Source organism: Sphingomonas sp. BE123, from assembly GCF_031456015.1.
Lineage (GTDB): Bacteria > Pseudomonadota > Alphaproteobacteria > Sphingomonadales > Sphingomonadaceae > Sphingomonas.
The window spans coordinates 355615-376061 of sequence record NZ_JAVDTW010000001.1; the positions used below are offsets into that span (position 1 = coordinate 355615).

Genomic DNA, 20447 nt, shown 5'->3' on the forward strand with positions numbered 1-20447 from the left:
GGAGAATCCGGCGGATCGGCAAGCGTTTGTCCGGTCCATTCGCGCGGAACCGCGTTGCTGGCGCAGGCCATGGTTTCGCGATAGATCGGCGCGATGGACGCCAGCGCTGCCTTGCGAGATTTCTTTCACCCGATCGACCCCGTCGAGATCGTGGACGCCATCGCCGGTGCCCGGCGGCTGTTTCGGACAACCGATCGCGCGGCCGCGTTTGCGCGGCTGTTGCCCTGGGCCACCTTGGGCACGCTGATCACCGCGCACTCGCTGCAGAAGGGCCATGTCACGATCGCCCGACAGGGGCGTCCGGTGCCGCTGGAAATGGTCGGCGCCAGTTCCGGCGGGCTTGCCCCCGAGGCGATCCAGGCGCTGTGCGATCAGGGCGCCAGCCTGGTGCTGAACAATATCGACGGGCAGGTGCCGGCCATCGCCGCGATGAACGCGATGGTCGAACGCCATCTGCGCTGCGACACCCACACCAATGCCTATGCCAGCTTCAACCGCGAAAGCGCGTTCAAGCCGCATTTCGACGGGCATGACGTGCTCATCCTGCAGCTTCACGGCCGCAAGCGCTGGTGGTGCTACGGGCAAAAGATCCGGTTCCCGCTGAAGGGGCAGACCTTCTCCAGCCCGGAAGAATTGCCGCCGCCGGAATGGGAGGGCGTGCTGGAGCCGGGCGACATGCTCTACATCCCGCGCGGCGACGTCCATCGCGCCATGGTCGAGGGTCCGAATTCGCTGCACCTCACCGTCACGATGCTCCCGCCGACCGGCGCCGACATGCTGAGCTGGCTCGGCCGGAAATTGCTGCACCAGGAGATCGGCCGCGCCTATCTACCGGTCCTTGGTGACGCCGCAGACCGCGCTGCGCATCAGGCGGCGTTGCGCTCGGCATTCCATGAACTCGTGGACACGCTCGACATCGACGCCTTTCTTGCCGACGCTGATCGCGACCGCCCACCGTGCCGTCCGCTCTCGCTTGGGCTTTCCCAGTCGATCGCCCCCGCAACCCGCGTACAGCCTGCGCTGCGACGCCGGGTCCCGATTGCCGCGGTGGAGGCGCGCTCTGGTCCCCTGTCCCCGGCGGAGCGGGCCGTGCTCGAACTGCTGCTCGCGGAAGATGCCCTCAGCGCGCAGCAGGTTGCGGACCGTCTGCCCGGGCACGATGCTCACGCGGCTATCGGAACATTGGCCCGCCGGGCATTGGTGTTTCTTTCCGGAGAGATCTGACCGCCGCGGGCGCCGGGCGCGCTTGTCTTGCAATCGGTCCGGTGCTAGCGCGCGGATCACAGGGGCACGGGGCCCTAAAGGGATGTATCATGCGCGATCTTAAGAACGACGTTCGGGAACCGGCAGAAGACGCAAAGCTGGCCTATGTGACCCCCGATCTGGTCGAAGCCGGGATGATCTCCGACGTGACGCTCAGCAACGGCAACAACAGCGGCGCCGACGCAGCATATTCCTGATCCACTACCAGTTCAGCAGGGGCTTTCTTCGCACCGTGCGGAGAGCCCCGACGCTGTTCCGGCCCGGCTGCGCGTTCGCCCGACCGTGAGGGGTACCTCCTGCGGGATAGGATCGCTGAGGTCCGGCCCAATTCTGTGATGCGTTTTCCGGGAGCACCGATGTTCGTACGAAGCCCAAGCGCGCTCTGGACCGAACTTGACGGCCAGTTCATGCTCATGAACATCGAGAATGGTTCCTATTACGAAATGGCTGGCATCGGCGGCGCGATCTGGCAGATGCTGGAAACGCCCCAGTCCGAGGCGGAACTGGTCGAGGCGATCCTGAGCCGGTATGACGTCCAGCGGGATCAGTGCACGCGCGACGTCCGCGCCTTTCTCGACAAGCTGGTCGCGACGCATGTCGTGACCGAACAGCCCGATACCGCCGGCACCACGGCTCCCCCCGCCGGATGAGCTTCATCGCAGGGATCGTACGGCACGATTCCCTGGAAATCCCCGACGACTGGATCGCGGCGCTTGCGGACAGGGCGGGATGCGCCGTGCAGACACTTCACCGTGCCAACGACGCGGTGTTTCTGGCCGGCCCCGATGGGCTGCGCGCCTGCAGTCCTGATCAGATCGCGCTGTGCGACGGCGATGTTGCTGCCGCTGACCTCAATGGCTGCGCGGATGCTGCCGCCGTGCCGTGCCTCGACGATATCGCCAGCGCGCATTGGACGGATGCTGCGCGACGGCTGATTCTCTCGCGCTCCCACCTCGGCACACGACCGCTATTTTATGTCGCGCAGGACAGCTTTTTCGCGTTTGCATCGACCCTGCCGGCCCTGCTCGCCCTGCCCTGCGTGTCGCGCGCACTCGACGCTGGCGCGATCGCGCGCGCCTTGTGCCAGGACGGCACCGGCCCGGCGAATGACACCTATTATGCCGACGTGCGGCGCGTACCGGGCGGTCATGTCCTGACGCTGGAGGCTGGCACGCTCGCGCTCTCCCGCCTCCCCGCCTTGTGGGATGCCGTCCCCGAACCACGGTCGGACGAAGCGGGCGATCCTGCGGACACCCTGCGCGCCCTCCTGATCTCCGCCGTCGAGCGCCAGCTGGACGATGGCAAAACCATCGCCGTGCATCTGAGCGGCGGGCTGGACTCGGCCACCATCGCCTGCATCGCCGCCCGGCGGCTGAAGCAGCAGGGGCGACGCCTGATCGCATTGTGCTCGGTACTCCCGCCTGGCCATGTCGGCCCGGAAATGGACGAACGGCGCTTCATCGAAGCGGTGCTCGCGCAAGAGGATACGATCGACCCGGTCTGGGTGACGCTTCCGCACGAAGCGGATCCGCTCGGCGCTTTGCCGCGCGCGTTCGAATGCCTTGGCGAACCGCATTACAGCAATGTCAGCCATGCCGAGGAGATGCTGGGCAACGCCGGGCGCACCCATGGGGTCGATGTGGTGCTGAGCGGCTTTGGCGGAGACTTTTTTGTGTCGGCGCATGGCATCCCCACGGCCGAACTGCATCTGCGGCGCGGACGCATCGGTGCTGCGCTGGCGGAATTGCGCCGGCAGCGCCGCGTGCACGGCACTGGCTGGTGGCCATTGCTGCGCGACAATGTCGTGCGCCCATTGGCCCGGTGGCGCTATGTCTTTCAGCCCGCCCCCGAAACCTGCGCCGCGCCGGCACTGGTTCGCCGGGTGGCAGAGCGCGAAGGACGACGGCCTGCTGCCTCCATCGCGAAGATCCGTCCACTGCCGCATCAGGAAATGGACCATCTTCTGGTCCCGGGACATCTCGAGCGGGTATTGCCCGGGATGCGCCAGATCTTCGCGCAATGCCATGGCCAGGATCTGCGCTTCCCGTTGCTCGACCCGCGCCTGATTGCGCTGCTGCGTAACCTGCCGGAAACCGAATTGCATCGCGACGGCCAGACACGCAGCGTGATGCGCCGGGCAACGGTCGGGATCGTGCCCGAACTGGTGCGCCTGCGCCCGGACAAGGGGCCGGCATTCGACCCGGCGCTCGCCGCCCATTGCGCCGGAGCGCGGCCGGCATTGCGGCGCTGGGCCGAACAGGCGGCTCCCGCGTGCTGGGACTATGTCGATCGCTCCCGCTTCCTCGCCGCGCTCGACACGATCCGGCCGAGCGATCGCACGGGGTGGCAGCGCGACATGTTCGCGATCGTGCTGACCGGCGGGCGGTTCCTTAAATTCATCGACTGGCACGCCCGGCAGCAGGGGCCGCGCGCATGACCCTTCATCTCTGCCAGCTCTATGGCCTGACCATCGCAAGCCCGTTCCCGCTGCCCGGCGCGCGCCCGCTTGCGACGGCGGCGACGCCCGACGTGACCATCGCATGGGAACCGGAAACGGCATGGCGCGACGTCGCCGATAGCCGGCAAATCCCGCCGCACGACCCGAATGCGCCACATCTCGGCAACACCGCCGATGGCGGACTGAGCATTGCGTGGCGGCGCGAACTCCAACTGGTCCTGGCGGAATCGCATGACCGCATCACGGTGGTGTGCACCCGCGCCAAGCTGGAATTCGCGCCGACGGTGCTCGTCGGCATCGGGCTCGGTCTGTTGCTCCATCGCCGCGGCATTGTCTGCCTGCACGGGTCAGTCATCGCGCTGAACGGCCGCACCTTCGCACTGCTGGGTGATAGCGGCACGGGCAAGTCGACCGCAGCGGCGGCGCTGGTGGCACATGGCGGGACGCTCATCTCCGATGACATCGCCGCGTTACGACCCGACGGCGACGGATTCGCGGTCGCATGGGGGTGTGCCAATGTGCGGCTGGGCCCGGTGGCGAGCGCTCGCATCGTCGGGACCGACCAGCTCGCAACCGTGCCGTGGCTCGACAAGCTGATGTGGGACGTGTCCGGAAACGACAGCGGCGCGGATCGGCCGCCCCCGCGGCTCGATGCGCTGTACCTGCTCGGTCCGGCGGCGGACGCGGACGGCGTGACGGTCGGCGCCCCGATCGCGTTGGCGCGCGCCCTGCCCCGCCTCGTCGAAAGCTGGTATCCGCAGCATTTCACGCCATTGCTGACCCAGCCCCGCCTCGACGCGCTGCGCACGATTGCCGAACGCGTCCCGATGTTCGACCTCTCCTACCCCCGCCGCTGGGACATTCTGCCCCAGCTGATCGCCGCGCTGCGCGGATGACCGTGCAGACCCTCGCGCCGATCCTGCGCTTCGTGCTGGACGCACGGGAATGGCCTTGCCCCGACCGGCTCGCGAAACTGGCGTTGCAATTGCCTGCGGTTGCCACCGCCGGGCTCGAGATCGCGCTGGGGGCTGAAGACGCGATCGACCTGCAGCAGCGCGTCAAGAGCGCGGACGAAATGGCCTGTCTGACCCGCTGGCTGGCGCGGACCACGCCAGCGGGCATCGGATGGCAGCGGCTGACTGCCGCGTTCGCGTCCATCGCGGGCGATATCGACGAACTCTGGCTTGAGCTTGACGCGCCGCCCGCGGACGGTTCGGGCGAGGCACCCCTGTCGGTGTTCGTGCAGCTGAGCGATCCTGGCGCTTCCGCCATCGCCCGCGTGCTGGCAGCGTTCGGCATGCCGCTCGATCCGTCGCGGGAGGAGGCGCTGGCGCGCTGCCTAGCCGCATGCGGACCGGGTGCGCGCCTGTCCTATCTCGGGTTGATGCTGGGCCGCACCGGCGCACCGCTACGGTTGATCATCGAGGGCGTCGCACCGCAGGACGCCCGCGGCTTGCTCGAGCGGTCCGGCTGGCCCGGGCCGATTGCCAGCGCGAGCGACTGGATCGACCGGCTGTTCGTCCATGCCGACCGGATCCGGCTTGCCCTGACGCTGGCCGAAACGCTGACCCCCGACATCGGCCTCGAGTGTTTCGTCGGCGAACCCGCCGCGAACGACCCGCGCTGGCGCTGCCTGTTCGACCTGCTGGTGCAGCATGGCCTCTGCACCGCGGCGCGGCGCGATCAGATGCTCGGTTGGCCGGCAATGCTGACGCCGCTGTCGGCGCAGTCCTGGCCCGAGGCGCTGATCGCCGACGCATTGCTGCGCAGCGAGCCGGACGCGCGCTGGCTCGACTGCCGCATCAGCCATGCCAAGGTGACGCTGGCGCCCGGGGTTCCGCCCCGCACCAAGGGCTATTTGGGCTTTATCGAAGTGGGCAACCCGTCCGCCGCCGATCCGGCGCCGCCACCGCACGTGGGTGCCGCGGGCGTCACGGCGGCAATCGATGCCGCCACGGGGTTCCTGCTCTCCGCGCGCAACCAGGCGGGCTGGTGGCTCGACTATGACGGATTTTCGGAAGGGCCGGCGGACGAATGGGTCACGGCCTACGTCGCGCTTGCGCTGCACGATTGCGGCGGCAGCGATGCGCGCGCTGCGGCGACGCGCGCCTGGCACCTGCTGACCGCGCGGGCGCGCTCGGGCTGGGGCTGGAACTTCCTTCAGCCCGCGGATGCCGACAGCACGATCTGGGGTCTCCGCCTCGCTGCGGCGCTGGGTCAGAGCGCGACGACAGCGGCCAGCGACGCGATCAGGTTCCTGCGCCAGCATCTCCATGCCGATGGCGGCATCGCCACCTATCGCCGCGACCTCTATGCGCACTGGTCGGACGGCAAGGCGGTGAACCCCGGCTGGTATGACAGCCATGCCTGTGTCACGGCGGCGGCGGCGCATGTGCCCGACCTTGGCCCGGAGCTGCGCGCCCATCTGCGCGACGTGCAGCTGGTGGATGGAACCTGGCGTGGCTATTGGTGGCAGCAGCCCTATTATACCACGGGCCTCGCCGCGGAGGCGCTTGCGGCAACGGGTCGCGCCGACGATGCGGATCGGGTGGCGCGCGCCGCTGCAGCAACCCGCGTAACACTGGAGCAGGATGGCGGTATTGCCGCACTGGGCGAACGCCCCTTCGACGCGGCATGGGCGCTGCGCACGCTGCTGCTCCAGCCGATGGGCCAATCGGACGCAATCGAGCAGCTGGCCGACCTGCTCCGGTCCGCGCAGCACGCGGATGGATCGTGGACCGCGTCAGCAGCGCTGGCGATCCCCAACCGCCAAGGCGACATCGTCCCAGCGATCGACAATCGCCGCCGCTTCACCACCGCGACGGTGCTCACCGCACTCGCGCGCTACGAACGCCTCAAACCGGCTGACCAGTAACGCTAGCGCGCGTTCTTCCCGGCCCGAAGTGCCCGCAGCGCCCAGTCGTGCCGAAACGCCTGCTGCAAATCGGCGGTGTCGAACTCCAGCCCGCGTGCCCGGCCAAGGCGGCATAGCGCCCCGACATCGTCCCGCTGTGCTGCGAGCTCGGTTCGAAGCGCCGCATCCCGACGCACGGCGGAGAGGAACAGCAAGGCGTTTTGGACGGTCATTGGCACGCGCTCGCAGCTGATCGTCGATCCGTCAAACCCGCGCGGCCGACCGATGCGCAGGCCCGGGCAAGGTCGCCATCGCGCATTGCGGCGCGCCTCAATTCCCCTCCGCGTCGACCATGAACTGCACCGGTTTTCCCCGCGTCGCCGGCTCCCATCCTGCCGACAGCGCCGCGCGCACACAGCGCGCGATCGTCGCGTCGTCGAGCTGAAGACGGCCGCGCGGCAACCCTTTCAGCAACCGCTTGGGCGGCGGAAATTCGACCAGCGCCTCGCGCCGGGCATCGCGCTGTTGCAGCGCGATTGTCATGCCCCGCCAACCCGCATCGTCCGACAGATGCGGCTCGCGCTGCAACTGCCAATCGTAGAAAATGCCATCGACCTGGACGGCGCCGCCGGTGTTGTGAGACTTCGACATATCCGCGCCCCTAGCATGACCGATCGCGCGCAGCCTAGTCGCGCGATTGGCCGGGGGGACGGACGCGGCTGCCGGTTGCCGCCGCGCGCGAAAGCTGATTTGAGGCGTCGCTCGGCGCGTGACGCGATTACTGGAAAAGCGGAAGGGTTTCGGACGTTCAATGAATTATCGCCACTCCTTCCACGCAGGCAACAGCGCCGATGTCGTGAAGCACAGCCTGCTGATCGCGCTTGTCCGCGCCTTGCAGCAAAAGCCGGGCGCGCTGACCCTGATCGACACCCATGCCGGCTGCGGGCTTTACGACCTTGGCGGCGAACAGGCGCAGCGCACGGGTGAGGCGGCACAGGGCGTGCTGCGGGTCTTTGCCGAGCCGGACCCGGTGCTCGACGCCTATCGCGCGGCGGTGCGCGCGGTAAATGCCGGGCCAGAACCACAACTCTATCCCGGCTCGCCGCAGGTCCTTGCACAGCTCCTGCGGCCGCAGGACCTGCTGATCCTCAATGAAAAGCATCCCGAGGATGTGCAGGCCCTGCGCGTCGCGATGCGCGGGTCGCCAGCTGCGGTACATGAGCGCGATGCCTATGAGCTGTGGCTGGCGATGCTCCCGACCCGCACCGCGCGCGGCGTGGTGGTGGTCGATCCGCCCTACGAGCAGACCGACGAGCGTGACCGCATCACCGCCACCCTTGCTGCGGCGCATCGCAAATGGGCGCATGGCGTGACGGTCATCTGGTACCCGCTGAAGGACCGCACCACGCATCAGCAGTGGAAGAACAAGCTGCGCAGGCTCGGCATCCCGAAGTTCATGGTCATCGAACACTGGTTGTACGATGCCGATCAGCATGGAATCTACAACGGCGCCGGCCTGTTCATTGTCAATCCGCCTTACGCCTTCACCCAGGCGCTGCCGCCGCTGCTGGAATCTCTGCGCACCACGCTGGCACCCGACGGGCATCAAGGGGTGCTGACCGCAACCTGGCTGGACGATCAGGCAGCATAGTCCTGCGCTGGCGACCCGAACCCTATTGCGGCGCGCCCCCCACTGCCTGAAACAGCCCAACCATCGCGGTCAGCTCGTCCGCACGTGTTTGAACGAGGGACAGCTCCACCCCGAGCAGTGCGCGCTGCGCATCGATCTGTTCGATGTACGGGGTATAGCCGGCGCGGTACCGGTTCTGCGCATGCCGCAATGCATCCGCGACCGCCTTTTGCTGCGCGACCAGCGCCACTTCCTGCTCGCGCAGATTGGCCAGCACCGCCATCCGGTCCTCAACCTCGCGAAAGGCATTGAGCACGACCGAACGATAGCTCCATGCTGCCTGATCGCGCTGCGCCGTCGCTCCGTCGAGCTGCGCCTGCAGCCTTCCACCCTGAAAGATCGGCGCAAGCACGCTCCCGCCCAGCGACCACACCCCGATCGGGTTGGCGAGCAGGTCGGACAGCGCCACGCCTGCGCTCGCCCCCAGGTTGACCGACGGCAAGAACTCGGCGCGGGCAACGCGCATGCGGGCATCGGCAGCGACGATCGCATATTCCGCAGCGGCGATGTCGGGGCGCCGCCGCAGCAACTGCGACGGCAGCGTCGCCGGCGGCGCGGGCTGGCGCAACTGTTCGAGCGTTCCGCCGCGCACGATCCCGCCCGGCATCACGCCGGTCAGCACCGACAAGGCATTTTCCTGCCGCGCGATCTGGGCCTTCAGCTGCGGGAGCAGCTGGACGGTCGCCTGATACTCGGCCTCCGCCTGACGCAGCTCGAGCTGCGAGGTATAGCCCACCTCGGCCCGGTCACGCGCGAATTTGAGCGCCCGCGCCCGCGCGTCGCGCGTCGACTCCAGTACCTCAAGCCGCTTGTCGAGCGCGAGCAGCGTGATGTAGCCCGTCGCCGTCGCTGCGCTCACCGACAGCTTGGCAGCCTGCGCGCTCGCTGCACGCGCCGCAACCCCGGCCTTTGCCGCCTCGACCCGCGCCGCATTCTTGCCGAACAGGTCAAGCTCGTACGACGCGCGGAAGGCCGGTTGCGCCGCGATCGATTCCTGCGCGCGCCCGAACGGCGAAACCTCCCGCCGCACCCCGCCTTCGACACCCGCACCGACCGACGGGAGCAGATAGCCGCGCGATCCCAGCTCGGTTGCGCGTGCCTCTTCAACCCGTGCGGCGGCAATCTGCACATCGGCATTGTTCGCCCGCGCCTGTTCAACCAGTCGCGCGAGCTGGGGATCGCCAAAACCATTCCACCAGTCCGCCTCGACCGGCGCCGTCACGCCGAGCGGGGTACGCCACTCGGCCGGTGGGGCGATCACGCTGCCCGGCGGAACCTGCTGCAACGCGGGGGCGCATGCCGACAGGCTGAGCGCCGACACTGCCGCCATAATCAGGGACTTGCGCATCATCGTCATCCCTTGGTGTGAACGGTGGCGACGACCGACATGCCCGGACCCAGGCGGCGCGCCGATTCCTGGCCCTTGTCGAGAATGATGCGCACGGCGATCCGCTGGGGCACCTTCACGAAATTGCCTGCGCCGGTGTCGGGCTTGACCAGGCTGAACTCGCTGCTCGCGGCCGGTGCGATGCTCTGCACGCGCCCGGTCAGGCGAACCCCGCCCAGCGCGTCGATCTCCAGCGTCGCGCGCTGGCCGACCGCCATCTTCGCCGTCTGCGTTTCCTTGAAATTCGCAACCACCCACAGATCATCCGGCACGATGTACATCAGCTGCGTTCCCGGTGTTACCAGCTGGCCGACGCGCGCCGTCACTTCGCTGAGCCGACCCGCGCGCGCTGCGCGGATTTCGGTACGCGACAGCTCGAAGTCGGCCAGGCCCTTGGTCGCTTCCGCCCCGGCCACCTGCGCTTCGAGCGCGCCGCGCCCGACCGTCACCGATCGCACATTCTGCGCCGCTATCGCCCGCTGCGCCTGCGCCTGTCGCACCCCGGCCTGCGCCTGTTGCAGCGCCGCGCGCGCCTGATCGCGTTCCCGCAGCGACACCGATCCTTCGTCGACCAGCTCGGCAATCCGGTTCATGTCCGCCTGCGCCTTTTGCAGTCCCGCGCGTGCCGCAGCGACCGCAGCATCCTGCAAATCGAGCTGGGCCTGGGCCGAACGCAGGCTTTGCGCACTGTTGGCGAGTGTCGCGCGCTGCGCGGCGGTGTTGGCCGCACCCTGCTGAACCTTTTCGCGGAACGGCGTGTCGTCGATCCGGGCAAGCAGGTCGCCCTTTTCGACACGCTGAAAGTCGGTCACGGGCACGTCGACCAGATACCCGCCCACCTGCGGGCTGACGATCGTCGTGCGCCCCCGGACATAGGCGTTGTTCGTCGTCTGGTTCGCCCCGTCGAATGGCGGCAACCCCCAGGCATAGAGTGCCACCAGCGCACCGATCACGATCGCGACCGCCGCGATTGCAATGTTGCGGCGCGACCGGCCCGGCGCCCACCCGGTCTGTGGCTCCATCGCGGGCGCTTCGTCCTCAGGGGCCACGGCCTGCGGTCCGCTTTCAGCTTCTTTGGTCATTGCGTCGTTCCTGTGCGCATGGCCTCCATGAAGGCCAGTTCCCTGGCGAGCGGATTGCGCCCGCGAATCTTGTTGATGAGCCACGGCACGAACAGCGCGACGAAGGTCAGCGCCGGCAGCGTGCCGATCACGAAAAACACGTCGTTGAAGGCCAGCACGGCAGCCTCGCGTCCGACCTCGGCCGAAATGCTCGACGCAGCCGCTTGCTGCCGCAGCGCCGGATCGAGCTGCACGGGCGCCACCCGCTGCGCCGCGTTGCTCAGCGCCTGCGCCAGCGGCGCGTTACCCAGGGTCAGGGTGTTGCCGGCATCGATCAGATGCGTCTTGAGCCGGATCGTATGATAGGCGGACAGCAGCGAGATCCCCGCAAGCCCGCCCAGCGATTGCGAGAGCGAAAAGATCGCGATGAAGCTCACCACATAATTCTGTCCTGCCGCCAGCGCACGCAGCATGCCCTCCATCAGCAGCGGCCCCATCGCGAAGACCGCGGCGAACGCGATGGCGGCCTGGGTCAGGTACAGGTCCTGCGGGCGGCTCATCACGCCGGTGCGGGTATCGGCGAATGCCGCAATGCCGATCAGCAGGACCGCCACCAGCACCGGCCGCGTCAGGTCGCGCGGATCGAGCCGCGCCACCGACACCATCATCCCGCCAAAGGTCGCCCCGGTCAGCACCCAGAAATAACCGACCAGCTGGTCGTTGCCGAAGCCGAGCGCGGCGAACATGCCGCTCGCGCCAAAGCCCTGCTCGGCCACCAGAATGCGCACCGTCGCACCGATCAGCGCCAGCCCCAGGATCGCGCGGCTCGACAGCCAGCTCAGGTCGAGCATCGGGCTCTTGCGATTGGCTTCGATCAACAGGCAGCCGCCAATGCCCAGGATCGACAGGGCGAGCGCATAGCCGAGCCACGGCGTATCCCACCACTCGACCCGCCCCTGAATCAGGAACGCGCACAGCGCCGAAATACCGATCACGAACAGCGCGATGCTGGGGATGTCGAGCGGCTCGAACGTCTTCTTGCGAATGCCCGGCGGCAGCCGCAGCAGCGTGACCAGCCCAAGGCCAAGCAGCGAGAGCGCGAACTGGAACTGGAACACCCGGCTCATATCGCCATCGACCAGCAAAGCGGGGGACAGTGCGCGGGTCAGCGGGAATGCGACCTGGGTCAGCCCCAACGAGATGACGAGACCCCCGACCCGCACCGCGGCGGGCAGCCCCTGCATCAGATAATAGATTGCGAGCGCCGACAGGCCGCTCGCGGTAATCCCGGCGACTGCCCGCGCGGCAAGTTCGGGATAATAGCCCGGCTGGATCATCTGCACGAAATTGGCGGCGACCAGCCCAACCATCGCCCAGCGCACGAACATCTGGATGCCGAATTCCTGGCGGACGCGGAACAGCATCATGCTCATCGTCGCATAGGTCGAGTAGAAGGCGACCGTCAGCCATCCGGCCTCTGCCGGTGTCAGCGCCAGCTGCGCCTGCAGTGCCCCCGCATTGGCCAGCAAAAACCCGTTCTGCGCGCCGCCGAGCAGGCCCATGAAAACGCCAATGCCAAGATAGGCGATACGGCGCCGGCGCGGGTGATCCGGATTGGCGGGCGACCCGGGCAGGATCGGCAGCTCGTGCGGCTTGAACCGATAACCGGCCGCATCGTCGATCAGGACCGGGCGTTCAGTCACAGCGCAACGCCCCTTCGACCAGCGTCGTCTCCAGCGCTGCCGCGAACGCCGCATCATCGGCAATGCCGTCGACCAGCCGCATCAGTCGCGCGCGGCGGGCCACTGCACTCGCTGCGGCGTAGATGAAATTGGCGACGCGAAACTGCAGATGATCCGGCGCCGGGCCGGCGCAATCGCCCGTCGCCGCGACGGCAAGATCGTGGAAATGGGAATGCAGCGGCGAGGACAGTTCATCCAGCAACCAATGCGATCGTGCGCTGTCGATCGTGATGTCGCGCAGCAACAGGCGCGGAACCTCGGGCCGCTCGAGCAAATAGGCGATGAAGGTCCGCATGGCATGCCGCAACCGTGCCACCGGGGCACGATCGGCCTCAGCCGCGTGCAGCGCTGCGTGCAGATCGTGCGCCGCTTGCGACACGATCGCCTTCCACAACCCCTCCTTGCCGCCGAAGCGATAAGCGACCAGCGCGACATCGACCCCCGCATCACCCGCAATTTCGCGCAGGCTGGTCGCATCATAACCCTGCGCCGCGAAGCGCAGCAGCGCCGACCGCGCGATCAGCGCGCTGGTATCGGTCTCTGCCTCTTTCGGCCGCCCGCGGCCGCGTCGCTCGCTCATGTCTTGCTCCTTGCGCGACCAGATCGGAATGCCGCAGATATAATTCAATAGCTGTTGAATAAATTCGCAATCACGCACTTCCTGCCGCGGCAAGGCGCCAGGCGTCTTGCGCGCGCGCCGGCCGCACACGATCTGAAGGCATCCAGAAAAACGTTCCGGTCGCGAAACTCATTGCGCGCTGACGGGTTCCCACGCCCTGACACGCCGCCACGTTCGTGCCCGGCCCAACCCGCAAAGGACAACCCCCATGAAGATCCTGATGATCCTGACCAGCCATGACCAGCTCGGCGACACTGGCAAGAAGACCGGCTTCTGGCTCGAGGAGTTTGCCGCCCCTTATTATGTGCTCAAGGACGCCGGGCACGACATCACCCTCGCCAGCCCCGCCGGCGGCCAGCCACCGCTCGATCCCAAGTCCGACGAACCGGACGCGCAGACCGCGGCGACCGAACGGTTCAAGCAGGATTCCGAGGCACAGGCACAGCTGGCATCGACCCTGAAGCTCGCGGAGGTCGACGTCGCCGGCTTCGACGGCGTCTTCTATCCCGGCGGGCACGGCCCGCTCTGGGATCTCGCCGAAAGCGCGACCTCCAGAGCGCTGATCGAAACGGCGCTCGCCGCGGGCAAGCCGGTCGCGCTGGTCTGCCATGCGCCCGCGGTCCTCAAGTCGGTCACCGCCCCGGACGGCGCACCGATCGTAAAGGGACGCAAGGTCACCGGCTTCACCAACGCAGAGGAAGACGCAGTCGGCCTGACCGACATCGTCCCCTTCCTCCTCGAAGACGCGCTGCGGGAACAGGGCGCCGAATTCTCGAATGTCAGCCCGTTCGAGCCGCATGTCGTTGCCGACGGCTTGCTGATCACCGGCCAGAACCCGCCGTCCAGCGAGCCGACCGCGCATGCCCTGCTCAACGCGCTGAACGCCAGGTCCTGACGCCCCCTCCTGCCGGACGACCACGCTCCAGGGTCGTTCGGCGGAGGCCGCCCAGGTGAATCCAGCCCGCTTCGTTTTCGATTTGGGCAATGGCGCGTCAGATCAGCGCAGTTGCCTCGCCGGGCTTGCGGGGAGCGCGCGTAGGCGCAGGCGCTAGCGGTCGGCGCAGCCGGTTGAAACCTGGGAAGCAGGTTCTGGGTAAATACAAAGCGCCTGCAAGCTTGGCGGAAACGTTTTGGCGCCTTAGCCCTGCCAAAGCCGAACACGTCGAGGCCGTGCTCGCGGATGCAGGCGGCAAGCCTTGCAGAATCGCAGTGTGACGAGAAGATTCAGAACCCGTCAAATCACGCTAATCTGCCACCCGATCCCGGGCTCATCCGGCACGAACCGGAATCGGTCGCGATCAACGGCTATGCGGCCGGCCGCCTGGGTTGCACGTCCCCCATTGATCACTACGCACATATAATGTACCACATTAGTCACGCGCTCGGCACCGTCCGGTCTTGTTCGGTGAGCCCGTTACGCAGCCAAAAAGGTGTGACATGAACAAGGCTTTCCCAATCCTCGGCATGCTCGTCTTAGCTACTTCGCCAATGGCCGTGAGCGCCCAGGACGCTCCGCCGGGACCGGAGGCGTTGGCAAAAATCGCCGAGATGATGACGGAGGCCGATCTCAATGGCGATGGCAGGACGACAAGGGCCGAACTCAACCAGCATCGTGCACAGATGTTCGCCAAGCTCGATCGCAACACCGATGGCGTGATCGACAATCGCGACAGCCCCAGAATCCCGCTGGCAAAGCGCAGATTCCAACCGGCCTTCGAACGGGCGACGTCGATTTTTGATCACAACAATGACGGGCGCGTGACCCTCGATGAGTGGAACCGCTCCGATCCGGATATCTTCGCCAGGCTCGATCGCAATGAGGATGGGGCCGTCACCCGGACGGAGCTTGCGGCGCTTTCCACGCTGAAATAGTCCGGGCCGGCGCCGCCGCTTTTTTGGAGCGGGTGGTCGTTCGATTGGGCCACCCGACGACCGCGCGTCCGCCAAGCCGGAGCGATTGCGGGCTGCGGAGCGTGCCGATCCGCTGGACCGGCCCGCCCCGCACGCCCCGCTTACTTGAGACGCGCAGCCAGCTGTGCTTCGAGCTGTGCCAGCGTCACAAAGCCGTCCTTGTCGGTATCGACACGGCTGAAATTAGAAGCGACGCGGCTCATCCCGCCATTTTTGGCTTCCTGTTGAGTCAGCTTGCCGTCCTTGTTCTTGTCCGAAGCCTTGAACTTGGTTCGCAGCTCGGCGAGCCGGTCCTGGTACATGTCGGCGTGCGCGACCGGGGCGAAGATCATCAGGGCAGCGGCGAGTGCAGTAATCTTGGCAAGGGGTTTCATTGGGCAATCTCCAAAATCTCGAGCCAGGCATAAGAGAGGGCGGTAGCAACGCGAATCCGCACAGCCTTCCCTGACCCAGTAATATAATGCACAACATTAACCGGAGCCATACGGTGGTTGGTCCAGACTGCCGGTGGCCGCGTGCGAGGGCTAGCTGTTTGCCAGTCCGGCCTGGTCGAGCCGCCAGCGCAGGGTGTCGATCCGGTCCTGGCCGAAAAATGGCTCAGCTCGAAACACCATGGTCGGCACGCCCCAATGGCCAGCCGCGTCAAGTGCTTCCTGATTGCGTTCGATCTCGGCGAGATGGTCGCCATTTTCGATTGCCGCGTCGAGTTCCGCCAGGTCCAGCCCGGCGCTGGCCACCGCATTCGCGAGCAAATCGCCCTTGTCCCACCCCTTGGTGCCGCCAAAGATCAGCGCTGCGACCCTGTCGGCCAGTTCCACGCCCCGTCCCCGGCGATTGGCCTCCACCCCCAGCTTGGAAAGGCGGTAGATGTAGGGCTGCTCCCTGGCGACCTCCATTGTCCTGAAATCCTGCACGATCGGGTCCGGATCGGCCGGCAGGACGACCGGCCGGCCAAGCATTTCGCCGCGGCGCATGCTGTCCATCGCGATGTATCGGGGAGGCTTGCGGTTGGCCGGGTCGAACAGTGCCTGCGGATTGCGGACGGCTAGCGGCAGCACCACACGCAGCTGGACATCGACATCATAGTCCGCGCGCAGCTGCAGCAGATCGGCGGTGACCAGCCGCGAATATGGGCTGCGAAAGGACCAGAACACATCGACGGTTTCGCTCATGGTCAACTATCCTCCCCTGCCCGACAAGCTTATCGGCACGCGCGCGCGGTGCAAATCAGCGGTTGCCCGCGTCGCGCTATTTGCTGAAGATCAGCCCCGCAAAGTCGCCCGCCCGGCGCCATGCCGCGATGTGTCGAAAAAAGCCTTCGGCGCCGCCCGGGTGGCCTTGTGACCGGCGGAACTTCTCGTTCCAGCCCTGGCCTTCATTGTTCCAGAAGCCGGGCGTGCAATCCGACGATGTAATCATGGACAGCGGTGTCGTCAGGATCAGGTTAACCCATTCCGTCACCGCCGCCTGTGTCGGCTCGATCTCGGCATAGCCCTTGCGCTCTGCATGACCGACGATCTGGGCGATGGTCGCGGCGTGATCGACGATGTTGTGCGGGATGTTGGAGACCATATTGGCCCCCTGATTCATCTGCACCGCAAAGGCATTGGGGAAGCCGTGCATGTGGAGGCCGTGGAGGGTCTGCAGACCCTCGGCCCAGTATTCCGACAGCATCTGCCCGCCGCGCCCCTTGAGGTCGAAGCCGGTCTTGAGCTGGAAATTGGCCCCAAATTCGAAGCCCGAGGCGTAGACGATACAGTCAACCTCGTAGAGTTTGCCTCCGACGACGAGACCGGTTTCGGTGATCCGCTCGACCCCCTTGCCGTCGGTATCGACCAACGTGGTGTTGGCGGCGTTGTAGGCCGGCAAGTACTCGTCGCTGAAGCAGGGACGCTTGCAGAGCTGCGAATACCGTGGCTTCAGATGCTCGGCGGTGTGCGGATCCTTTACGACCGCCTCGACCCGGGCCCGGATCTGCTCCATCTTCTCGATGTCCGAGTCCTCAAACGCCGCCCGTACCCATGCGGTGCTCTGCGCGGCCGGTGCAGCATTGAAGGCCTTGCGCATTCGAGTCACCAGCCGCGCCAGCCATAGCGGCGTATTTCCCAATGCCTTTTCGCGGATGCGGCGGGAGATTGCGGTCCAGCCGTCATTGATCAGGTCCTCGCGCGGAAGGCCGCCGCCCATATTCTCGACGAAATTGTCCATCCAGCGCTTCTGCCAGCCGGGCGTGGCGATGCCCGCGAACCACTCGGGATCGATCGGATGATTGTTGCGCACATCGACCGAGGAGGGCGTGCGTTGGAACACGTAGAGCTGCTTGGCGGTCTTGGCGAGCTGCGGGATGCACTGCACACCCGTCGCCCCGGTGCCGATCACCGCGACCCGCTTGTCGGTGAGCTTGTCCATCGGCGCGCCGTCCGCATCGCCGCCGGTATAGTCATAATCCCAGCGGCTGGTGTGGAACGACTTGCCCTTAAAGGTCTCGATCCCCGGTATGCCTGGCAGTTTCGCGACGTGCAGCGGCCCAGTGCCGATCGCGACATATTTGGCGGTGAAATCGTCGCCGCGGTTGGTGGTGATGCGCCAGACCCGCGCGTCCTCCTGCCACTCGATGCTGGACACCTCGGTATGGAACAGCGCCTTGTCGTACAGGTCGTAATGCCTGGCAATTCGCTCGCAATGGGCGAGGATCTCGGGGCCGCGGACATATTTCTCGCTCGGCATGTAGCCGGTCTCTTCGAGCAGCGGCAGGTAAATCATTGCCGCCGTGTCGCAGCGCGCGCCGGGATAGCGGTTCCAGTACCAGGTGCCCCCCACACCGCCGGCTTTGTCGATCAGCCGGAAACTGTCGATCCCGGCTTCCTTGAGCCGCGCGCCGACGACAAGGCCCGACATGCCGGCCCCGACAAAGGCGAAGGTGACGTGATCGGCTACGGGCTCGCGCTCGATATACGGCGTATAGGGATCGGCGGCGAGCGCGGCGAACTTGCCCGAGAGCCGCTGATACTGGTCATTGCCTTCGGGGCGCAGCCGCTTGGCACGCTCGGCGGCGTATTTCGCCTTGATGTCAGCCTTGTCGAGCACCGTCGTCATCCTGAGCCTCTCACCTGTTTACGCGCTGCATCGGATGGCTCGGCGTCAGCGGCAGGCTGCGACCCGTTGCGATGGGTTGGCAGCGCAGCGCAGCAGTGGCCATCGCTGCGATGCCACCAATTTAATGCACTGCATTAGGATGTCAAGTAAGCGGCGTGCTCGGCGCTGCCTACACAGGTGCGCTGAGATAGGCGGCGAGGCAGGTCGCCGCTTCCTTCACTGCCGCGTCGATAGGCAACGCCGTTCCCGCTTCCACCTCACGAGAAAAACTCACCGCCTGAACCATGGCGATGACAAAACTCTGGCGGAACCTTGGCTCCAACCGTGCGCGCGGGATTTCGGACAGGCAGACGATAATCTCCTCGCTCAAGCGCACAAAGCTCTGTGCGCCGGCGTTCAAGATCAGCTTTGCATAATCGAAGCGAGGGTCAGACACGAACTGAAGGCAGAACCGGGCATAAACGCGGCCATCGTCTTCAAGGCACGCTTCCAGAAAAGGTCCGATCGCCGCTTCGAGCAATGCGACCAGCCGCGCCTGCGGATCGCTTTCGGTAACGCGTTCTAGGCGCAGCGCGCGCTCCGCCTCGATCTCGCGGTACCGCTTGACGAATACTTCCTCGATCAGGCTCTCGATACCACCGAAATGGTAATGCACCGCGCTGGGATTGCGCGCACCAGCGTCGGTGGTGATCATCTTGACCGAGACCGAGCCCAGTCCCTTTTCGGCAATCAGCCTCTCGGCTGATCGCAGCAACTCGGCCTTGGTATCCTGACGGTTTGGAGCTTCCATGACGCTCGCTAGTAATCCACGTCATTAGAATGACAATGCGGGATTTTACCGTTCGTCGATGAGCGGCGGTCACTTCGTCGCTGCGGCCGCGACCACGCGTTCGATCGCCGCGGCGATTTCGACCGGCACCTCTTCCTGCAGAAAATGTCCAGCTTGCGTTTCGGTGACCCGCGCCTGCGGGTACATCGCCTTCATCGTCGGCAGGGCGCGCGCGAGGATCGGGTCGCGCATCCCCCAAACGATCTCGGTCGGCACGTTCAGAGTTCTGGCATAGGCCTCGATTTCACTCATAGGCTTGGAGGTCGGGTGATCGGGACCGGTCGGCACCATCCGCTTCAGCGCCAGCGGCCCCTTCTTGTTGCCGCTGTCGATCACAGGGCGCTTGTACAGCGCTGCAACCTCTGGCGGGAACGAGGCTGGATCGCCCTGCGTTTCGCGCAGCCGGTCGAAAATCGAAACAAGGTTCTCCAGCAAGAGTTCGCCCATGATCGGCGTGGCGGCGATGGCGTGCGGGCGGGAGAGCTCGAACTTCTCCCTGGGAGCCGTCCAACCGGTGTTGAGAATGACCATGCCCTTGAGCAGCTCGGGTGAGCCCATTAGGGCGCCGAGCCCGACCGCGCCGCCCCAATCTTGCCCGACATAGACCACCCCGGTCAGATTGAGCTTGCGCAGCGCGATGTTCATCCAGCGCATATGGTTTTCGAGCGTGTGCTGGCTCGCGGGAATCTTGGTCGAGAAGCCAAGCCCGACCATGGTCGGCATGATCAGCCGCATCCGATCCGTCGGCAGCTTCTGCCAGATCTTGCGGTACAACATGCCGTTGGTCGGGTTTCCGTGCTGGAGATAGACCGGGGTGCCCGTGCCGGCCTCCAGCACGTGAATTTTGATACCCGGTTCGACTTCGATCAAATAGCTCTTGTAGCCGCGGGGCAGGGCTGAATCTGCATATCCGGGGAGAGGGAAAGCCTCGAATTCACCCGATGCAGTGGCGATGGTGCCTGAGCCTGTTGGCGTCACGCGCGCGCCGTCGCGGGTCATCCACCATATGCCCGCAATCGCAAGCACCGCCACAGCGCCCAGCCCGATCAGCAACTTGGTCATCATCCTCAAATCTCCGGTGGTCGCCTGCGCGCCGTCACGCCGCAGATTAATGCATTGCATTATCGCTTATCGCCATACTGCGCGGCGATCAAGCCTCGCGCGGCGAACCGGCGGCGCGTGCTGCACCGTAAAGCAGAGCGACAAATATCAGTTCGGGTACAAACCGTTCGGGCAGGAACGGCGCACCATGGGCGACGCCTGCGACAATCCGCCCGACTGCAAACAGCCCAATCAGCATCATCGGCGGATAGTACCAACAGCGTTGCTTGCGGATCAGCGCCAGCAGCAGGCACGCCGCGATGGTCAGGCACCAGCTGGCCAGCGCGCCGATCATCGAACTTAGGCCCATCCCGCCGTCGGGGACCGGAAAGCCCCAGAATATGACGGCCCGCGCGGGATTGACGAGCCACAGGATGCCTTGCGCGCCGAACAGCATCGCCAGCAACGCAGGTGGCACCCACACGAGGGATCTGAA

General features: G+C 66.1%; 21 protein-coding genes. 9 read left to right on the forward strand and 12 right to left on the reverse strand.

The features are described 5' to 3' along the window. Window positions 1-93 precede the first annotated feature (93 nt). The 6 genes from J2Y54_RS01630 (at window position 94) to J2Y54_RS01655 (ending at window position 6596) form a co-directional block, all read left to right on the forward strand. On the forward strand, window positions 94-1224 hold the full coding sequence (locus J2Y54_RS01630) for a JmjC domain-containing protein (protein WP_310036411.1): 1131 nt from the start codon (window positions 94-96) through the stop codon (window positions 1222-1224). A gap of 89 nt (window positions 1225-1313) precedes the next feature. Then, window positions 1314-1460, forward strand: a complete 147-nt coding sequence (locus J2Y54_RS01635; RefSeq protein WP_310036413.1) for a hypothetical protein — start codon at window positions 1314-1316, stop codon at window positions 1458-1460. A 159-nt stretch (window positions 1461-1619) separates the two neighbouring features. Next, complete coding sequence (locus J2Y54_RS01640; protein ID WP_310036414.1) at window positions 1620-1913, forward strand: PqqD family peptide modification chaperone; 294 nt, start codon at window positions 1620-1622, stop codon at window positions 1911-1913. 86 nt (window positions 1914-1999) lie between these two features. Further along, complete coding sequence (locus J2Y54_RS01645; protein ID WP_310036415.1) at window positions 2000-3700, forward strand: asparagine synthase-related protein; 1701 nt, start codon at window positions 2000-2002, stop codon at window positions 3698-3700. Beyond that, a complete protein-coding gene (locus tag J2Y54_RS01650) occupies window positions 3697-4617 on the forward strand; it encodes a hypothetical protein (RefSeq protein ID WP_310036417.1) in 921 nt (306 codons plus the stop codon). Before J2Y54_RS01645 ends, J2Y54_RS01650 begins: the two co-directional genes overlap by 4 nt. Further along, window positions 4614-6596 (forward strand): hypothetical protein, encoded by a 1983-nt coding sequence (locus J2Y54_RS01655; protein WP_310036418.1) that lies wholly within the window; start codon window positions 4614-4616, stop codon window positions 6594-6596. The genes J2Y54_RS01650 and J2Y54_RS01655 overlap by 4 nt, the downstream gene beginning before the upstream one ends. A gap of 2 nt (window positions 6597-6598) precedes the next feature. Here the strand turns inward: J2Y54_RS01655 and J2Y54_RS01660 are convergent, their stop codons facing one another. Continuing rightward, on the reverse strand, window positions 6599-6808 hold the full coding sequence (locus J2Y54_RS01660) for a Nif11 family protein (protein WP_310036419.1): 210 nt from the start codon (window positions 6806-6808) through the stop codon (window positions 6599-6601). Window positions 6809-6905: 97 nt separating this feature from the next. Beyond that, complete coding sequence (locus J2Y54_RS01665; RefSeq protein ID WP_310036420.1) at window positions 6906-7226, reverse strand: hypothetical protein; 321 nt, start codon at window positions 7224-7226, stop codon at window positions 6906-6908. A gap of 160 nt (window positions 7227-7386) precedes the next feature. Here J2Y54_RS01665 and J2Y54_RS01670 point away from each other — a divergent pair, with 160 nt between their 5' ends. Beyond that, window positions 7387-8226 carry a 23S rRNA (adenine(2030)-N(6))-methyltransferase RlmJ gene (locus J2Y54_RS01670; RefSeq protein ID WP_310036421.1) on the forward strand — a complete coding sequence of 280 codons (840 nt, stop codon included), beginning with the start codon at window positions 7387-7389 and terminating at the stop codon, window positions 8224-8226. Between the two features lie 22 nt (window positions 8227-8248). Here the strand turns inward: J2Y54_RS01670 and J2Y54_RS01675 are convergent, their stop codons facing one another. Genes J2Y54_RS01675 through J2Y54_RS01690 form a run of 4 tightly spaced genes read right to left on the reverse strand, consistent with a single transcriptional unit; the run spans window position 8249 to window position 13035 of the window. Continuing rightward, window positions 8249-9613, reverse strand: a complete 1365-nt coding sequence (locus tag J2Y54_RS01675) for an efflux transporter outer membrane subunit (protein WP_310036422.1) — start codon at window positions 9611-9613, stop codon at window positions 8249-8251. A gap of 5 nt (window positions 9614-9618) precedes the next feature. Then, a complete protein-coding gene (locus J2Y54_RS01680) occupies window positions 9619-10734 on the reverse strand; it encodes an HlyD family secretion protein (RefSeq protein ID WP_310036424.1) in 1116 nt (371 codons plus the stop codon). Further along, a complete protein-coding gene (locus tag J2Y54_RS01685) occupies window positions 10731-12416 on the reverse strand; it encodes an MFS transporter (protein WP_310036425.1) in 1686 nt (561 codons plus the stop codon). Before J2Y54_RS01685 ends, J2Y54_RS01680 begins: the two co-directional genes overlap by 4 nt. After that, a complete protein-coding gene (locus J2Y54_RS01690) occupies window positions 12409-13035 on the reverse strand; it encodes a TetR family transcriptional regulator (RefSeq protein ID WP_310036427.1) in 627 nt (208 codons plus the stop codon). The genes J2Y54_RS01685 and J2Y54_RS01690 overlap by 8 nt, the downstream gene beginning before the upstream one ends. A 247-nt stretch (window positions 13036-13282) precedes the next feature. Here J2Y54_RS01690 and J2Y54_RS01695 point away from each other — a divergent pair, with 247 nt between their 5' ends. Both J2Y54_RS01695 and J2Y54_RS01700 read left to right on the forward strand, forming a co-directional pair. Further along, on the forward strand, window positions 13283-13969 hold the full coding sequence (locus J2Y54_RS01695; RefSeq protein WP_310036428.1) for a type 1 glutamine amidotransferase domain-containing protein: 687 nt from the start codon (window positions 13283-13285) through the stop codon (window positions 13967-13969). Between the two features lie 542 nt (window positions 13970-14511). Then, entirely contained in the window at window positions 14512-14946 is a 435-nt protein-coding gene (locus J2Y54_RS01700) for a hypothetical protein (RefSeq protein ID WP_310036429.1), read from the forward strand. A gap of 140 nt (window positions 14947-15086) precedes the next feature. Here the strand turns inward: J2Y54_RS01700 and J2Y54_RS01705 are convergent, their stop codons facing one another. The 6 genes from J2Y54_RS01705 to J2Y54_RS01730 form a co-directional block, all read right to left on the reverse strand. Continuing rightward, a complete protein-coding gene (locus J2Y54_RS01705) occupies window positions 15087-15359 on the reverse strand; it encodes a hypothetical protein (protein WP_310036430.1) in 273 nt (90 codons plus the stop codon). Between the two features lie 150 nt (window positions 15360-15509). Continuing rightward, window positions 15510-16157 carry a DsbA family protein gene (locus J2Y54_RS01710; protein ID WP_310036431.1) on the reverse strand — a complete coding sequence of 216 codons (648 nt, stop codon included), beginning with the start codon at window positions 16155-16157 and terminating at the stop codon, window positions 15510-15512. Window positions 16158-16233: 76 nt separating this feature from the next. After that, on the reverse strand, window positions 16234-18081 hold the full coding sequence (locus J2Y54_RS01715; protein ID WP_310036432.1) for an NAD(P)/FAD-dependent oxidoreductase: 1848 nt from the start codon (window positions 18079-18081) through the stop codon (window positions 16234-16236). Window positions 18082-18250: 169 nt separating this feature from the next. Beyond that, entirely contained in the window at window positions 18251-18871 is a 621-nt protein-coding gene (locus J2Y54_RS01720; RefSeq protein ID WP_310036434.1) for a TetR family transcriptional regulator, read from the reverse strand. A gap of 69 nt (window positions 18872-18940) precedes the next feature. Next, window positions 18941-19972 (reverse strand): alpha/beta fold hydrolase, encoded by a 1032-nt coding sequence (locus J2Y54_RS01725; RefSeq protein WP_310036436.1) that lies wholly within the window; start codon window positions 19970-19972, stop codon window positions 18941-18943. 88 nt (window positions 19973-20060) lie between these two features. Further along, a complete protein-coding gene (locus J2Y54_RS01730) occupies window positions 20061-20417 on the reverse strand; it encodes a hypothetical protein (RefSeq protein ID WP_310036437.1) in 357 nt (118 codons plus the stop codon). Window positions 20418-20447: the final 30 nt, after the last annotated feature.

Coding starts and splice junctions, on each gene's coding strand:
- J2Y54_RS01640 (WP_310036414.1), top strand. CDS start 1,620: ATGTTCGTACGAAGCCCAAGCGCGCTCTGGACCGAACTTGACGGCCAG.
- J2Y54_RS01690 (WP_310036427.1), bottom strand. CDS start 13,035: ATGAGCGAGCGACGCGGCCGCGGGCGGCCGAAAGAGGCAGAGACCGAT.
- J2Y54_RS01720 (WP_310036434.1), bottom strand. CDS start 18,871: ATGGAAGCTCCAAACCGTCAGGATACCAAGGCCGAGTTGCTGCGATCA.
- J2Y54_RS01710 (WP_310036431.1), bottom strand. CDS start 16,157: ATGAGCGAAACCGTCGATGTGTTCTGGTCCTTTCGCAGCCCATATTCG.
- J2Y54_RS01665 (WP_310036420.1), bottom strand. CDS start 7,226: ATGTCGAAGTCTCACAACACCGGCGGCGCCGTCCAGGTCGATGGCATT.
- J2Y54_RS01700 (WP_310036429.1), top strand. CDS start 14,512: ATGAACAAGGCTTTCCCAATCCTCGGCATGCTCGTCTTAGCTACTTCG.
- J2Y54_RS01680 (WP_310036424.1), bottom strand. CDS start 10,734: ATGACCAAAGAAGCTGAAAGCGGACCGCAGGCCGTGGCCCCTGAGGAC.
- J2Y54_RS01675 (WP_310036422.1), bottom strand. CDS start 9,613: ATGCGCAAGTCCCTGATTATGGCGGCAGTGTCGGCGCTCAGCCTGTCG.
- J2Y54_RS01660 (WP_310036419.1), bottom strand. CDS start 6,808: ATGACCGTCCAAAACGCCTTGCTGTTCCTCTCCGCCGTGCGTCGGGAT.
- J2Y54_RS01635 (WP_310036413.1), top strand. CDS start 1,314: ATGCGCGATCTTAAGAACGACGTTCGGGAACCGGCAGAAGACGCAAAG.
- J2Y54_RS01655 (WP_310036418.1), top strand. CDS start 4,614: ATGACCGTGCAGACCCTCGCGCCGATCCTGCGCTTCGTGCTGGACGCA.
- J2Y54_RS01715 (WP_310036432.1), bottom strand. CDS start 18,081: ATGACGACGGTGCTCGACAAGGCTGACATCAAGGCGAAATACGCCGCC.
- J2Y54_RS01695 (WP_310036428.1), top strand. CDS start 13,283: ATGAAGATCCTGATGATCCTGACCAGCCATGACCAGCTCGGCGACACT.
- J2Y54_RS01705 (WP_310036430.1), bottom strand. CDS start 15,359: ATGAAACCCCTTGCCAAGATTACTGCACTCGCCGCTGCCCTGATGATC.
- J2Y54_RS01725 (WP_310036436.1), bottom strand. CDS start 19,972: ATGACCAAGTTGCTGATCGGGCTGGGCGCTGTGGCGGTGCTTGCGATT.
- J2Y54_RS01670 (WP_310036421.1), top strand. CDS start 7,387: ATGAATTATCGCCACTCCTTCCACGCAGGCAACAGCGCCGATGTCGTG.
- J2Y54_RS01630 (WP_310036411.1), top strand. CDS start 94: ATGGACGCCAGCGCTGCCTTGCGAGATTTCTTTCACCCGATCGACCCC.
- J2Y54_RS01650 (WP_310036417.1), top strand. CDS start 3,697: ATGACCCTTCATCTCTGCCAGCTCTATGGCCTGACCATCGCAAGCCCG.